The organism is Aeromonas sp. FDAARGOS 1408, from assembly GCF_019048665.1.
Classification (GTDB): Bacteria; Pseudomonadota; Gammaproteobacteria; order Enterobacterales; family Aeromonadaceae; genus Aeromonas; species Aeromonas dhakensis.
In genome coordinates this window covers 3,228,861-3,242,547 of the sequence record NZ_CP077394.1, presented here as the reverse complement: position 1 = coordinate 3,242,547, position 13,687 = coordinate 3,228,861, and the positions used below count along the sequence as shown (strand labels likewise).

The window sequence follows — 13,687 nt, the reverse complement described above, 5'->3', positions numbered from 1 at the left end:
GGGGTGGCATTTGTCAATCGCGGTGGCGGAATTGGTCTGTGTCGGGGGATTTGTTGCGTGAAACACTTGCGCCTTGGGCCTATCTTGGGATAATTCGCTACCCTGTTTCGCCAAGCGATGAAATGACGAGCAATTTCGCGTTCATCGGCGAGGTGGAGCGATGAAACAACGAGCAATTCATCTCGGTCGTCTGTGACCAGCACGACGAGATAGCTAGCAATCCATTTATGTCGTCTGTGACCCAGACCGATGCAATAAACGAGCAATTTGATTATGCCTGTGACCCAAGATGTATTTAACGAAGACGGCAAGTTCATGCGCAAGATCCGCAGCTTTGTCCGTCGCGAAGGCCGCCTGACCAAAGGGCAGGAGAAGGCTCTGGAGGAGCTGTGGCCGGTCATGGGCATCGATTTCGCACCGGAGCCGCTCGATCTGGTTGCCCTGTTTGGCCGGGAGGCCCCTGTGGTGCTGGAGATCGGCTTTGGCATGGGCGCCTCCCTGGTGGAGATGGCCAAGAATGCCCCCGAGAAGAACTTCATCGGTATTGAAGTGCACTCACCGGGTGTCGGTGCTTGCCTGGGCACCGCCCAGGAAGCGGGGGTCACCAATCTGCGTGTCATCTGTCACGACGCGGTCGAGGTGCTGGAGCACATGATCCCGAACGGCTCGCTCGCCTGCCTGCAGCTGTTCTTCCCGGACCCCTGGCACAAGAGCCGTCACCACAAGCGCCGCATCGTCCAGCCGGCTTTTGCCCAGGACATTCGCCAGAAGCTGGCCATCGGTGGCGTGTTCCACATGGCCACCGACTGGGAGAACTACGCCGAGCACATGCTGGAAGTGATGAGCGCCGCCGAGGGCTACGAGAACACCTCCGCCACCGGCAACTGGGTGCCGCGTCCCGACTGGCGTCCGCTGACCAAATTCGAACAACGTGGCCACCGTCTCGGTCACGGGGTGTGGGATCTGATTTTCAAACGTGTCAACTAACTGAAGGAGCTATCATGGCCAACCGTAGCCGCCGCCTGCGCAAGAAACTGCGCGTCGATGAATTCCAGGAAATGGGCTTCGACATCAGTTTCAACTTCCCGGTCGGCACTGCCGAAGAGACCATCGATGCCGTAGTCGATGCGATGATCGATGAAGTGATCGAACCCCGCAAACTGGCCTTCGCCGGTTCCGGCCACCTGGCCTGGGAAGGGATGATCTGCACCCAGCAGCTGGGCAAGTGCAGCGAAGAAGACCGCGCCGCCGTCAAAACCTGGCTGGAAGGCAAGGGGATGGAAGCCGTGGTGGTTTCTGAGCTGTTCGACCTCTGGTACGGCGAACCCGCCTGATATCAGGCCGGCTGTGGCAGGCGCCCCGGTTCGACAGCCTGCGACAGCAGATAGACAAGTCCCGCCGCTGGCGGGATTTTTGTCGGTGGTGATGGGATCTCCACGTTAGTTATGGAATCGCTTATGGTGTTGTCATCCGAATTACTGGCCAGCATCCTGGATGAGGTGCGCCCGCTGCTCGGACAGGGCAAGGTGGCCGACTATATTCCCGCACTGGCCCAGGTGCCGGCCGATCGGCTCGGGATCGCCGTCTGTACCGTCGAAGGGGAGCTGTTCACTGCAGGTGACGCCTTCGAGCCCTTCTCCATCCAGAGTATCTCCAAGGCCTTGAGCCTGACCCTGGCGCTCACCCTCTATCAGGAGGAGGAGATCTGGGCCCGGGTCGGCAAGGAACCCTCTGGCCAGCCCTTCAACTCCCTGGTGCAGCTTGAGTTCGAGCAGGGCATTCCCCGCAACCCCTTCATCAACGCCGGTGCCCTGGTGGTGAGCGATCTGCTGGAAACCCGCCTTACCGCCCCGCGTCAGCGCACCCTGGAGCTGGTCCGCCGCCTCTCGGGCAACCCGGCCATCATGGCGGATCAGGTAGTGGCCCGCTCCGAATATCAGCACTCTGCCCGCAATGCGGCCATCGCCTATCTGATGAAGGCCTATGGCAACTTCGAGAACGAAGTGGACAAGGTGCTGCAGAGCTACTTCAATGCCTGTGCCATCCGCATGAGTTGCGTCGATCTGGCGCGGGCCTTCATCTATCTGGCCAACCGCGGCGTGCCGCTTGGAGAAAGCTCCCCGCTGCTGCCGGCCCGTACCACCAAGCAGGTCAACGCCCTGCTCGCTACCTGCGGCCTCTATGACGAGGCGGGGGATTTCGCCTATCGGGTCGGCATGCCGGGCAAGTCGGGGGTCGGTGGCGGCATCATCGCCCTCATCCCGGGGGAGTTGTGCGTCTGTGTCTGGTCGCCCGAGCTCAACAAGGCGGGCAACTCGCTGGCGGGCACGGCCGCGCTGGAACTGCTGGCCGAGCGTCTGGGCCGCTCCATTTTTTAACCTTGTCACTCTGAATCGAGAGATCACCATGAAACGAATAATGAGCTTGTTACGGGCCACCCTGGCGACCTTGTTGCTCTGGCATGCCCTGCCGACCCTGGCAGCCGAGCTGCCACCGCTCTCGCTGGCTGACGCCAAGGCCAAGGCGGCGGTCATCCTGGATACCCGCGCCAGCTACTTCTATCAGGGCTGGCCCATGGAGGGCGAGCAGCAGGGCGGCCACGTGGCCGGTGCCGAGAACCTCTCCGCCGACTGGAAGTACAGTGATGAAGAGTGGCCGGCGGCGCTGGCGACCAAGGGGCTGCAGGCCGATCGGCCGGTAGCGCTCTACGGTGCCCCGCGCGAGGTGGCTGAAGTGGCCCGCCTGCTGCGCCAGCAGGGCATCAAGCAGCTGTTCGAGCTGCAGGGCTGGAAAAGTGCGCCGCGCGAGCATCTGGCCCGCTGGCAGCAGCTGGTCCATCCGCGCTGGCTGGCCGATCTGCAGGAGGGCAAGCCGGTGGTGGCTGCGCCCAAGGGCGACTGGAAGCTGTTCGAGGTGGCGTGGGGTTCACCCAAGGCCTATCTGCTGAGCCATATCCCGGGGGCCGGCTACATCGACACCAACCGGCTGGAAGAGGAGCCGCTGTGGAACAAGGTCTCTGACGAGGCGCTCAGAAAGCTGCTGCTGGAGAACGGCATCCGGCACGACACCACCGTCATCCTCTACGGTCGCAACACCATGGCGGCGGCCCGCGCGGCCCACCTGATGATGTATGCGGGCGTCGAGGACGTGCGACTGCTGGACGGCGGCCTGGATGCCTGGTTCGTGCAGCACCTGCGCACCGAGACCGGGCTGGCCAACACCTTCAAGCCGGCCAAGGAGTTTGGCGTCGCCATCCCGGCCCATCCCGAGTACTACACCACCCTGAGTCAGGCCAAAGAGCTGCTCAAGCAGCCCGACGGCGCCCTGGTCAGCGTGCGCACCTGGGACGAGTTCGTCGGCAATACCTCCGGCTACAGCTACATCAAGCCGAAAGGCGACATTCCGGGCGCCAAGTGGGGTCGTGGTGGTGTGGATGCCAACAGCATGAGCGACTTCCACAACCCGGACGGCACCATGAAGCCGGCCCGCGAGATCCTCGCCATGTGGGATGAGTGGAACATAGAGCCGACCCAGCAGGCCGCCTTCTACTGCGGTACCGGCTGGCGCGCCTCCGAGGCCTTCTTCTACGCCTGGCTGATGGACTGGAAACGGATCAGCGTCTACGACGGCGGCTGGTACGAGTGGAGTGCCGATCCCAAGAACCCCACGGTTACCGGCGAGCGCAAGCCAGCCAAGTAATTGATAATCCAGAGCAGGCCGGACTCATGTCCGGCCTTTTTGTTGCCGTATTCGTAGCACGGGCGAGGGGACACTACACTTTTTGCGAAGGGATATCAGATCGACGTGAGGAGTGACTGATGAAACGGATATGGATAGGTCTGCTGGTCGCGGGCGTGCTGGGACAGGGGGCGATGGCCGCCGAGCGGGCGCGTTATCTGGTGCAGCTCAAGCCGGGGGCGGAGGCGGCCGTACTGGCCCAGAGCCAGGGAATGGGCGGCGAGCTGGCCCTGGCGCTGAAGGAGCAAAATGCCCTGGCGCTCTGGTTGCCATCGGCCGCCGCCACGGCGCTGGCGCGCAATCCCAACGTGCTCTGGGTTGAGCCGGATGCCAAGCGCTATGTCAGCGCCGAAACCCTGCCCTACGGCATTCCCATGGTGCAGGCGCCGCAACTGAGCGATGCCGCCGCCGGCGAAGTGCTGGTGTGCATCATAGATTCGGGCTACAGCGGCGGCCACCCGGACTTGCCCCACGGCCCCCAGGTGCAGGGCTATGACGATGTCGGTACCGGCAACTGGGACAGCGACGAGAACAGCCATGGCACCCATGTGGCGGGCACCATAGCCGCCGTGGGGGGTAATGATCAGGGCGTGCTCGGGGTGTTGCCAAACCAGAGCGTGCCGCTGCAGATCGTCAAGGTGTTCGGGGCCAACGGCTGGGCCTACTCCTCCAACCTGGTGGGGGCGCTCAATGCCTGCAAGCAGGGGATGAGCAGCCGCGGTTTCACCCGCATGGTCATCAACATGAGCCTGGGGGGCAGCGTGCCCAGCAAGACCGAAGAGAGAGCCTTCAACCAGGCCTACAGCCAGAACGTGTTGAGCGTGGCGGCGGCGGGCAATGCGGGCAACACCAGCAAGTCCTATCCGGCCTCCTACAGCAGCGTGGTGAGCGTGGCCGCCATCGATGCCAACAAGCAGCTGGCCTATTTCTCCCAGCGCAACGATCAGGTGGAGCTGGCCGCCCCCGGTGTCTCTGTGCTCTCCACAGTGCCGACCGGGTACGCCTACTACAGCGGCACCTCGATGGCGACGCCACACGTGGTCGGGGTGGCCGCCTTGGTCTGGTCGCAGCGACTGGAGTGCAGCAACGATCAGCTGCGCCAGACCCTGCGCAGCAGCGCCCAGGATCTGGGGGCGCTGGGGCGCGACAACAGCTTCGGCTACGGTCTGGTGCAGGCGAAGGCGGCCGCTGACAAGCTGGCGCTTGGCTGTGGGTCCGGGACCGGAGGTGGTGGCAGTAGCAAACCGGGTGGGCGCAAGTAACTGATTCTTGATGTTGATCCCGTTGCGGCAAGGGCGGCAAACGAGCTCATCTGGTTGAGCTAGGCTTCAGTCACCACCCTCGTGGTGAGGGTGAAGCGGGAGGCGAAACAGGCGATGAAGCAACTGATGATGATCCTGGTGTGTGCCCTGGCGTTGGCGGGGTGCAGCTCGCAATACATCATGAGCACCAAGGATGGCAAGATGATCACCACCGACAGCAAACCCAAGCTGGATGAGAGTACCGGCATGTACCGCTACTACGACACCGAGGGGCGGGAGGTGATGATCAAGAAGGATGACGTCACCCAGATCATGGAGCGTTGAGGCTCTGCTCAAGCAACAAGGGCTGCCCGCGGGCAGCCCTTGTCATTTTTGGTGCTCAGGCCGTTTGGGACACCTGGCGGTTCACCTGACCCACGAACAGCTGATGGAAGCGGGAGTGGGAGTTGGCCAGCAGGCTGACCGGCGAGCCCTGCTCCACTACTGTGCCGGCCTCCATCACCACCACCTTGTCCACCGACAGCAGCGGCTCCAGATGGTGAGCGATCACCAGGTAGCTGGCCTTCGGCCGGTAGCGATAGAGCAGCTCCGCCATCTTGCGCATGCCGCCGTGGTCGAGGTCCGAGGTGGCCTCGTCCAGCACGATGAGCGGGCGGCGCGACAGCAGGATGCGGGCGATCACCAGCAACTGGGTCTCGCCGGCGGAGAGCTGCAGTTTGTCGAGCTCCTCGTCCAGCCGGCCGGCGCAGCGCTCGGCCAGCCCCACCCGGGCCAGTGCCTGCTCCAGTGCCGCGTCGTCATGCTCGGTCAGGGGCGCCAGGTTGGCCCGCAGGGTACCGAAGAAGGTGAGCGGGATCTGGGAGACGGTGTCGTAGAGATCGCGCACCGCCTCCGGGGCCAGCCGGGAGAGCGGCTGCTCGCCGTAGTAGATCTCCCCCTGGGTGGCGGGATACATGGCCTGCAGCACCCCCAGCAGCGAGCTCTTGCCGGCACCGGTACGGCCGCACACGCCGACCTTCTCGCCGGGGGCCAGCTCGAAGTTGACCTTGTGCAGCGCCCACTGGCTGGCCTGGGGATAGCGCAGCCCCAGGTTGTCGAAGCGCACCTTGGGATGAGGGGTGGCGAGGGCCTCCCCCTCCTGGCGCTCGCTCTCTATTTCGCTGTATTCGCGCACCCGCTCCACCGCGTTCATCACCTGCTCCACCTCGGCGAAGGTGCGGATGAGGGAGTTGAGCATGGCCGAGGCGGTAAAGGCGTAGGTGATGGCCACGGCCCCCAGCAGCGAGCTGTTGCCAAAGGCCACCATCAGCGCCACGGCGCCCACCAGGGCGGCGGAGAGCAGGGTCTGGTGCATGCCGAGCCAGCGGTTGATGGAGGTGGTGGTGTACCAGCTGCGCAGGTTGTTGTCATAGTGCAGCAGCACCTGATCCAGCGCGAAGCGCTCGGCCCCGGCCAGGCGCAGGGCGGGGGCGCCGCGGATGGTCTCGCTGATGCTGATATAGAGCGGCGAGCGCAGCACCGATGCTTGCCGCCGCAGCTTGAGCTGCACCGCCCGGTAGCGGCGCTGCAGCACGTAGAGGGCCCAGCCCACCAGGGGGGCGATGAGCAGCAACAGCGGCATGTTGACGCCGATCACCACCACCTGCAGCGCCACCGACACCAGCATGCCGAACAGCCCCATCAGCATCGACAGCAGGATCTCCTGGGCTTCCCCCAGATCCCGGTCGAAGCGGTTGAGGATGCGCCCCTGCGGCACCTTGTCGAAGAAGGCCATGGGGGCGCGGCTGATGCGCCCCAGCATGCCGTCAAACAGGGTCCAGGCCAGCTTAAGGCCGAGTTTGTAGTTGATGACCCGCACCACCATGATGCAGGTGAGGGAGCCCGCTCCAAGCAGCACATAGATGCCGAGCAGCTCGCTCACCTCGGTCACCCCGGCCTTGCCGCCGAGCCAGAGATCCGAGGCGATGCGCAGCCCCTCCTGACCCAGGGTGAGCAGCAGGGCGAGCAGGATGGCGCCGGGGGCGGCCAGGCGCTGCCACATGAAACCGAACAGCCCCCAGTCCACCTTGCCCTCCACCACCTTCTCTTCATTGAACTGCTCCGCCTCCTGGGGCGGCACCGGCGGGGTGGGCTGGGGATGCTGGATAAGATCCGCCAGCTGGTGGGCATCGAGCTCCACCAGTTCGCCCTGCTCGATGCGGATCACCCGATCGCAGTGAGCCAGCACGTCCGGGTCGTGGCTGACAAGGAGCCGGGTCGGCCCCGGCTTGAAGGCGAGCCCCCGCTGCAGCACCTGGGCCGAGACGATGGGGTCGAGCGCCGAGAGGGGGTTGTCCAGCAGCAGGATGTCGGCCTGGGCGTAGAGGGCGCGGGCCAAGGCGACTCGCTGCTGCTGGCCGCCGGAGAGGCGGGTGCCGAGCTCGCCCACCAGGGTCTGATCGCCGTGGCTGAGCAGTTCGAGGTCGGCGCCCAGCGCACAGGCCCCCAGCACCCAGCGATAGCGCTCGGCGTGCCAGGGCTGGCCAAACAGGATGTTGTTGCGGATGGTGTCGTTCATCAGCCAGGGCTTGTGGCCCAGATGGGCGACCCGGCCGTGGCGGCGGATGCTGCCCTCGAAGCTGTCGTCAAAGCCGGCGACCAGGTGCAGCAGGCAGCTCTTGCCCGCCCCGGTGGCGCCGGTGATCCCCACCAGTTCCCCCGGCTGGATAAACAGGCTGGCTCCCTGCAGCACGGTTTTTTGCTGGTGCAAGGCGGTGACGTTGTCGAGCCGCAGGCCGCCCACCGGCAAGCTGGGGTCGGTGAGATCCCTGTGTTGCTCGGGGCTGTTGAGAAACTCGCACAGCCGGTTGAAGCCGGTGTTGAAGTTGATCAGGGTGCGGATGAGGTAGGGCAGCCGCATCATGGGGATGCGCAGCACGGTGAACAGGGCGATGGTGGTGAACACCTGGGGCAGGGTGAGTTCTCTGCCCGAGACCAGATAGGTGGTGAAGGTGGCCAGGGTCACCAGCAGCGGGGTGCTCAACATCAGGCTCTCGTTGATGGCATCGAGCCTGAGCACCCGCCCCAGCACCCCCAGCTCCTGCTGGCGCTTGTGGCCGGCGGCCCGGGTGAAGAAGGCACCGAGCCCGTTCTGGCGCACCAGCCGCAGCTTCTTGATGTACTCCGCCAGTATGCCGTTGCGCTCGTCCTGCTGACGCTTGAGCTGCTGCTCCTGCTGATTCATGCGTCGCACCACCCGGGTAGAGATGAGCAGCAGCAGGGTGAGCACCGCAAAGCCCACCAGGCCGGCGCTGCCCACCTGCCACACCAGCAGGGCGATGGTGCCGAGCAGTTGCAGCAGCATGGTGAGCGGCATGGCGGGGTCGGCCAGAATCCAGGTGATGTCCCACACGTCCCGGTTGATGAGGTTCTGCACCCGGCCACCGGCCCGGTCGTCGAAGCTCTTGCCACCCAGCTTCATCACCTTGGCGAGCAGGGACTCGGCCAACAGGCGGCGGATGGGCACGTGCATCTTGAGTGCCAGCTGCAGCGAGTGCTCCGCCAGCATGCCGGAGGCGAGCACGGAGGCGAACAAGGCCAGGGCCAGCAACAGCTTGTGGCCGGTGTCAGCGCCGGTGCCAAGCTGGGTCATGCTGTGGTTGAGCAGCCAGGGGCTGGCCAGGGTGGCCAGCATGCCGAGCAGCTGCAGCAGGGTGAGCAGGCCGATGCGGCCGCGATACTGGCGCCAGATAAAGGCGGTGATGGGCCAGGGGCGCACCGGCTGGGCGGCGGTGAGCGCGAGGAAGGCGTCGGCGCGGCCATCGCGCCTGTCTTCCGGCAACAGGGGATAGAGATCGTCGAGGTTGACCTGGGGCTCGGTCAGCCCCTTGCGCTGCAACGGGCCGGTCCAGTGATAGAAGAGGCGGCTCAGCCAGCCGGCCGATATTTCCGGATGATCCAATGGGTGTCCTTATTATTTTGTGCTGCTTCCAGGGGGCGGGGCGGCTCATGGGCCGCCCTCGATATTGTCGTCTTGCTGCGGGCGCGAGCCCGGCGGGATCAGCGATCCCGATTCATGCGGATGAGCCGGTCCAGGATCTGCTCGCCATCGACCCGCAGGCCGTTGTGCTCGTACTCGTTGGTGATCCAGGCGCGGCTGTTGCCAAGCCCCTTGAGGGTGTCTCGGCTGTAGTCGAACTCCACGTACATGTCCTCGGCATAGACGGCGCAGGCCACCGGCACTTGGTTGCGGGCCAGCTGCACCGGGTCGTAGAGGGGGCCCCAGTCGGCCTTCTGGGCCAGCAGGTGGGCGGCCTCCTTGAGCGGGATGAGCTCGCGGAACTGCTCGAACATCCAGGGGAAGATCATCTCGCCGGTGAAGGCGAAGTCCTTGCCCGGCGCCCAGGCCAGGGCCGGGAACTCGCCCCTGACCCGCTCGGCCGCCCAGTTGCTGGCGCTCCCTTCGCAATAGATGGACTCGTGCAGGATGGCGAACACCGGGTTGGTGTTGAACGGCTGCATCGCCTGCAGCTGATAGAGGAAGGCGGGGTTGAGCCGCTCGCCGATGAAGGCGTCTTCCAGCAGGTAATAGAGTTCTTCGAAGGCGCCGCTGGCACCCAGATCCAGCCCCTGCTGCTGCAACTGCTCCACCGTCAGACGTTGGCCGTTGGGCAGGCGCACCTCGTGGTTATGCAGGTGGTTGGCCAGCCGGTTGGCGATGGCCTGGGCATGGGGGAAGCGGGCGAAGAAGGCGCGGTTCTTGTCTGCCACCCGCTGGTAGGTGGCACGGTAGACCTCGTCCGCGCTGCGACCGATGGGGGCCACCCCGCCGGTGAGGTAGACCTCGTGCAGGCTGCCTGGGAACAGGGAGAGGTAGGTGAGGCTGCAAAAGCCGCCGAAGCTCTGGCCGAGCAGGCTCCAGGGGCGACCCGGGCTCAGCACTTCGCGAACGTACTCGGCGTCGCGCACTATGCTGTCGGCGCGAAAATGGCCGAGGTACTCCGCCTGCTGCCGGCCAGTGAGCTGGGCCAGTGCCTCGGCGCTGATGGGGCTGGAGTGACCGGTGCCACGTTGATCGAGCAGCAGCACCCGAAACTCCTGTAGAGCCCGCTTGATCCAGCCGCTGGCGGCGGTCGGGCGCGGGGCGCCAAAGCCGGGCCCGCCCTGCAGGAACAGCAGCCAGGGCAGATCGTCATGCAGCCTGTCCTGGCGGCAGAGGGTGCGGCCAAACAGGGTGAGGGTCTCCTCCTCATCCGGTCGCTGGTGGTCGAGGGGCACGGTGAAGAAGCGGGGCTCGCAATGGATGCCGTCCAGCACGTAACGCAACGGGCTGCTCATCTGGGGTCTCCCTGAGGGTAGGAAAATCGTCGGCCTCATCATAGCCCTGGCGCAGGAGCGGGTCACGCCGGTTTTCCAAATTGTTAACATTGTTGCCAAGTGAAAACGGGGGGCCGCAGGGTGATGAATTTATTGTCGGCAAGGGAGTTGACGGTGGCGGGCCGGCTGCACAAAGATGGCTCGCCTGCCGACGGGGCAGGGGTCGTAACAGGATGAGGTGGGCGCGATGAAGCCTGGGTGGAGACGATTGCGCAAAAAAGAGAAACGGGTGAACCCGGAGGGGATGCTGCAGACCGGTTTGTTGCTGTTCAGTGCCACCTGCGGCGCGACCCTGCTGCTGGCAACCTGCAACGGCAGCTGACCGGAATGAAAAAAGCCCGCTCGATGAGCGGGCTTTTCAAATTTGGCTCCTCCTACTGGACTTGAACCAGTGACATACGGATTAACAGTCCGCCGTTCTACCGACTGAACTAAGGAGGAATTGTGGTGCCCAGAGACGGAATCGAACCGCCGACACGGGGATTTTCAATCCCCTGCTCTACCGACTGAGCTATCTGGGCAACGGCGCGCATTAAACCCTTTCTGAACGGATGTGTCAACCGCATGGCGCAGATAGTCGCATCGTTCGCTCGACAAGTGAGCAATCAGGGTGTTTGTTGGGCGGTTTGGCCTGTTTTCATCCTGGGCGGCGGGTCGGCAGATGAAAAAAGGGGCCCTGGGGCCCCTTGTCATGGCTGTCGTGCTCAGTGGCGGCTGACGATGATCCGCCCGGTACTCATGTCACGGGCCTGACCGGTGACGCTGATCTTGAGCCCGTATTCGGGCAGCAGGCGACCGGCATCCGGGATCTCCTTGCTCTGGTAGCTGCGGGAATCCTTGAACACCCGGTTCGGGGTGATCCAGAAGTCGCGCAGCAGGGAGCCGCTCGGGTGCTTGAGGTTGAGCGGCTGCTGGAAGCCCAGGCTGAAGGTGGCGTCGTGGATCTGGTAGCGGGTACCGGCCACGGCGCCGTCGCTCCACTTGAGGGTGCGCTGATCCGCATCCACCACCCCGAGGAAGCCCTCACCCGGGTGGACTCCCACCCAGTTGTTGACCTGGCTGTTGTCCACGTACCAGAGCAGCATGCCCGGCTCGTAGCGCATCAGCTGGTCGGCCACATTGATGTGGGCCAGCCCCTTGTCCACTCCCGCATGGTTGCGCCACTCGGCCAGGTAGTAGTGATCCTTGGCCTCGTTGCCGTCGCTCTTCACGAAGCCGGCGAGGGTGAAGGGGGAGTTGCCCTCGGCACCGTCGCTCAGCAGGGTGTCGCCATCGGCGAGGATCTGCAGCTCGTCCACGAACAGCCCGTTCTCGGCCACGCCGCCGTCGCTCAGGTATTGCAGGGTCAGGGTGACCTGCTGACCGGCCCAGGGGGTGAGGTCGAACTCGGCATCGGTCCAGCCATTGGAGTTGCCGGTGATGCCGACCCCGAAGCCGACCCCGTTGGGATCGTCACTGGTGGTCAGGTTGCCCGCGATGGGCTGGCCGTTGACCAGCACCCTGGCGTAGTCGTACCCCTCTTCAATCTGATACCAGGCCTTGAAGTTGAGGCTGGCGCTCTGTTTGCCGCTCAGATCCAGCTTGAGGCTCATGCGGTTGTCGAGGTTGTTGCCCTTGCCGCCGTGGTACTCGTACTGGCCGGCGTAGGGCGGGTTGAGCGGGATCTGCTTGGCCGGCAGGTTGATGCGCACCACGTCGTCGTTGCGCCCCTTGTCGTTGGCCTGATCCAGCATGTAGACGTTGCCGCGCGGGCTGAGATCGGCGAGCTGCACATTGCTGCCGTGCAGCCAGTTGCCGCCGAGGGAGGCCTGCAGGAACTCCTTGGCCCAGGCGGAGAACCCGGTTGGCTCGGTGCCGCCGATGACCCCGGCCCAGGAGCCGGAGGACATGATGGACCAGGTCGCCACCGGTTCGCCCTTGCCGGTGTACTTGGTGTCGTACTCGTCCGGCAGCCCCAGATCGTGGCCATATTCGTGGGCGCAGACCCCGGCCGCCGCATCGATGGGCTGGATGGTGTAGTCGTAGGCGGCAAACTTGCCACCGAAGTTCTGGCTCGGGCTGCTGGTGCCCGGGATGGGGTAGGGGGCACCCAGGTTCCAGCGGTGTGCCCAGATGGCGTCTTCGCCAAGATCGCCGCCACCGGCCTCCTCGCCGACGCTGGAGTGGAAGATCATCAGGTGGTCGATGAGGCCGTCCGGCTCGTCCCGGTTGCCGTTGCCGTTGAGATCGTAGCGATCCTCCTGGTCAAACTCGGACAGATCGATGGAGGGGTCGCCCGCCACCTGGATCAGCGCCTCCTTCACCAGCTCCCGGATGGTGTTCGGAGTGGCATTGGCGCCGTAGTAGGCGGCGTTCTTGCTGGCGGTATACCAGCCCGCCACCTGGCCGCGCACGCTGTAGCTCTTGCCTGACTGCTGCTCGTAGAACTGGCGCATGGAGATGAACTGCTCGCCGTTCGGGCCGGCATAGCCCTTGGACGAGAACAGCAGGTCGTTGTAGTGCTCCGGGGTGTAATCCGGGTAGTACATCTTGGTGAGCTCGGGGCGGATGCTGTTTTTCGGGTAGTCGGGGAAGTCCACCAGGATGGCGAGGATCTTGTCCTTGCGCATCTTGCCCTGATAGTGCTCCCGCTCGATGGACTTGAGCAGCAGAGTGGGCACCCGATCGCCAGGACGGGCGGTGCCGTTGAGGCGGATCTTCTTGAGGATGGTCTCCCGCACCTTGCCCTCTTTCACCGCCAGGGTACCGCTGTTGCCCTGATAGGCCCGCGACTTCTCGCGATAGTAGCTGGCGAGGGCCGCCTGCTCCTGCTCGGGGGAGGCCAGGGTCGGGATGCGGCCGCTCTTCTTGAGCATCTCCAGCACCTTCACCTCGTCGGCCAGGGGGGCATCGAACGGACCGTGGACCGGGGCGGCTATGGCATGGTTTCCAATCATAAGGGTTGAGCCGACAAGCAGGCTCATTATTGTTTTTTTAGGCATTATCTATGTGCTCCTTCACATGATAAAAAGGGAGCCTCACTGGCTCCTCTTTCCGTACGGGCGATGGATTGCCCGCGTCCCTTGATACACTCCGTGGATGGCCTTGTCACCGTCGCGCTGCTGGTGGATCCTGCTGATTTCAAACGGCTTGCTGGCGGTGTCGCGTGGTTTTGACACATCCGAGCAAAGCTCCATATGGAGCAATTCTGTTTTGGCGGCAGATTACCCTTTATTAACCTTTTGTGATGGCACCCCATTTGGGGTGGCTGCCGACGACGGCTTATCTTGGTCTGCCGCATTGAGCCGGATGGGCTGTGCGAGTATGCTTTGCCGCAACCGGGCCTGCGGGGC

Annotated in this window: 10 protein-coding genes and 2 tRNA genes; 7 read left to right on the top strand and 5 right to left on the bottom strand. The window is 64.3% G+C overall.

Annotated features, from left to right (window positions below; translation table 11 throughout):
* Nucleotides 1-273: 273 nt before the first annotated feature.
* From trmB to I6L38_RS14825, 6 genes are all read left to right on the top strand, one after another.
* Complete coding sequence (gene trmB / locus I6L38_RS14850; RefSeq protein ID WP_017410916.1) at nucleotides 274-987, top strand: tRNA (guanosine(46)-N7)-methyltransferase TrmB; 714 nt, start codon at nucleotides 274-276, stop codon at nucleotides 985-987.
* A 14-nt stretch (nucleotides 988-1,001) separates the two neighbouring features.
* Nucleotides 1,002-1,334 carry a YggL family protein gene (locus I6L38_RS14845; protein ID WP_005297793.1) on the top strand — a complete coding sequence of 111 codons (333 nt, stop codon included), beginning with the start codon at nucleotides 1,002-1,004 and terminating at the stop codon, nucleotides 1,332-1,334.
* 123 nt (nucleotides 1,335-1,457) lie between these two features.
* Entirely contained in the window at nucleotides 1,458-2,378 is a 921-nt protein-coding gene (gene glsB / locus I6L38_RS14840) for a glutaminase B (RefSeq protein WP_026142053.1), read from the top strand.
* A 28-nt stretch (nucleotides 2,379-2,406) separates the two neighbouring features.
* A complete protein-coding gene (locus I6L38_RS14835; RefSeq protein WP_216988679.1) occupies nucleotides 2,407-3,699 on the top strand; it encodes a sulfurtransferase in 1,293 nt (430 codons plus the stop codon).
* A gap of 119 nt (nucleotides 3,700-3,818) precedes the next feature.
* Entirely contained in the window at nucleotides 3,819-5,000 is a 1,182-nt protein-coding gene (locus tag I6L38_RS14830) for a S8 family peptidase (RefSeq protein ID WP_017788335.1), read from the top strand.
* Between the two features lie 114 nt (nucleotides 5,001-5,114).
* Entirely contained in the window at nucleotides 5,115-5,324 is a 210-nt protein-coding gene (locus tag I6L38_RS14825) for a YgdI/YgdR family lipoprotein (protein WP_010632998.1), read from the top strand.
* A 55-nt stretch (nucleotides 5,325-5,379) separates the two neighbouring features.
* On the opposite strand, the gene I6L38_RS14820 is transcribed toward I6L38_RS14825, so the two are convergent.
* Both I6L38_RS14820 and I6L38_RS14815 read right to left on the bottom strand, forming a co-directional pair.
* Entirely contained in the window at nucleotides 5,380-8,940 is a 3,561-nt protein-coding gene (locus I6L38_RS14820) for an ATP-binding cassette domain-containing protein (RefSeq protein WP_216988678.1), read from the bottom strand.
* Nucleotides 8,941-9,038: 98 nt separating this feature from the next.
* A complete protein-coding gene (locus tag I6L38_RS14815; RefSeq protein WP_043170363.1) occupies nucleotides 9,039-10,316 on the bottom strand; it encodes an alpha/beta hydrolase in 1,278 nt (425 codons plus the stop codon).
* A gap of 226 nt (nucleotides 10,317-10,542) precedes the next feature.
* On the opposite strand from I6L38_RS14815, the gene I6L38_RS22740 reads away from it, so the two are divergent.
* Nucleotides 10,543-10,677, top strand: a complete 135-nt coding sequence (locus I6L38_RS22740) for a hypothetical protein (RefSeq protein ID WP_080631843.1) — start codon at nucleotides 10,543-10,545, stop codon at nucleotides 10,675-10,677.
* Between the two features lie 43 nt (nucleotides 10,678-10,720).
* Here I6L38_RS22740 and I6L38_RS14810 read toward each other — a convergent pair.
* The 3 genes from I6L38_RS14810 to I6L38_RS14800 form a co-directional block, all read right to left on the bottom strand.
* Nucleotides 10,721-10,796, bottom strand: a tRNA-Asn gene (locus I6L38_RS14810).
* A gap of 4 nt (nucleotides 10,797-10,800) precedes the next feature.
* Nucleotides 10,801-10,876: transfer RNA gene (locus tag I6L38_RS14805), tRNA-Phe, on the bottom strand.
* A 183-nt stretch (nucleotides 10,877-11,059) separates the two neighbouring features.
* Entirely contained in the window at nucleotides 11,060-13,336 is a 2,277-nt protein-coding gene (locus I6L38_RS14800; RefSeq protein WP_201881352.1) for an immune inhibitor A domain-containing protein, read from the bottom strand.
* Between the last annotated feature and the right edge of the window lie 351 nt (nucleotides 13,337-13,687).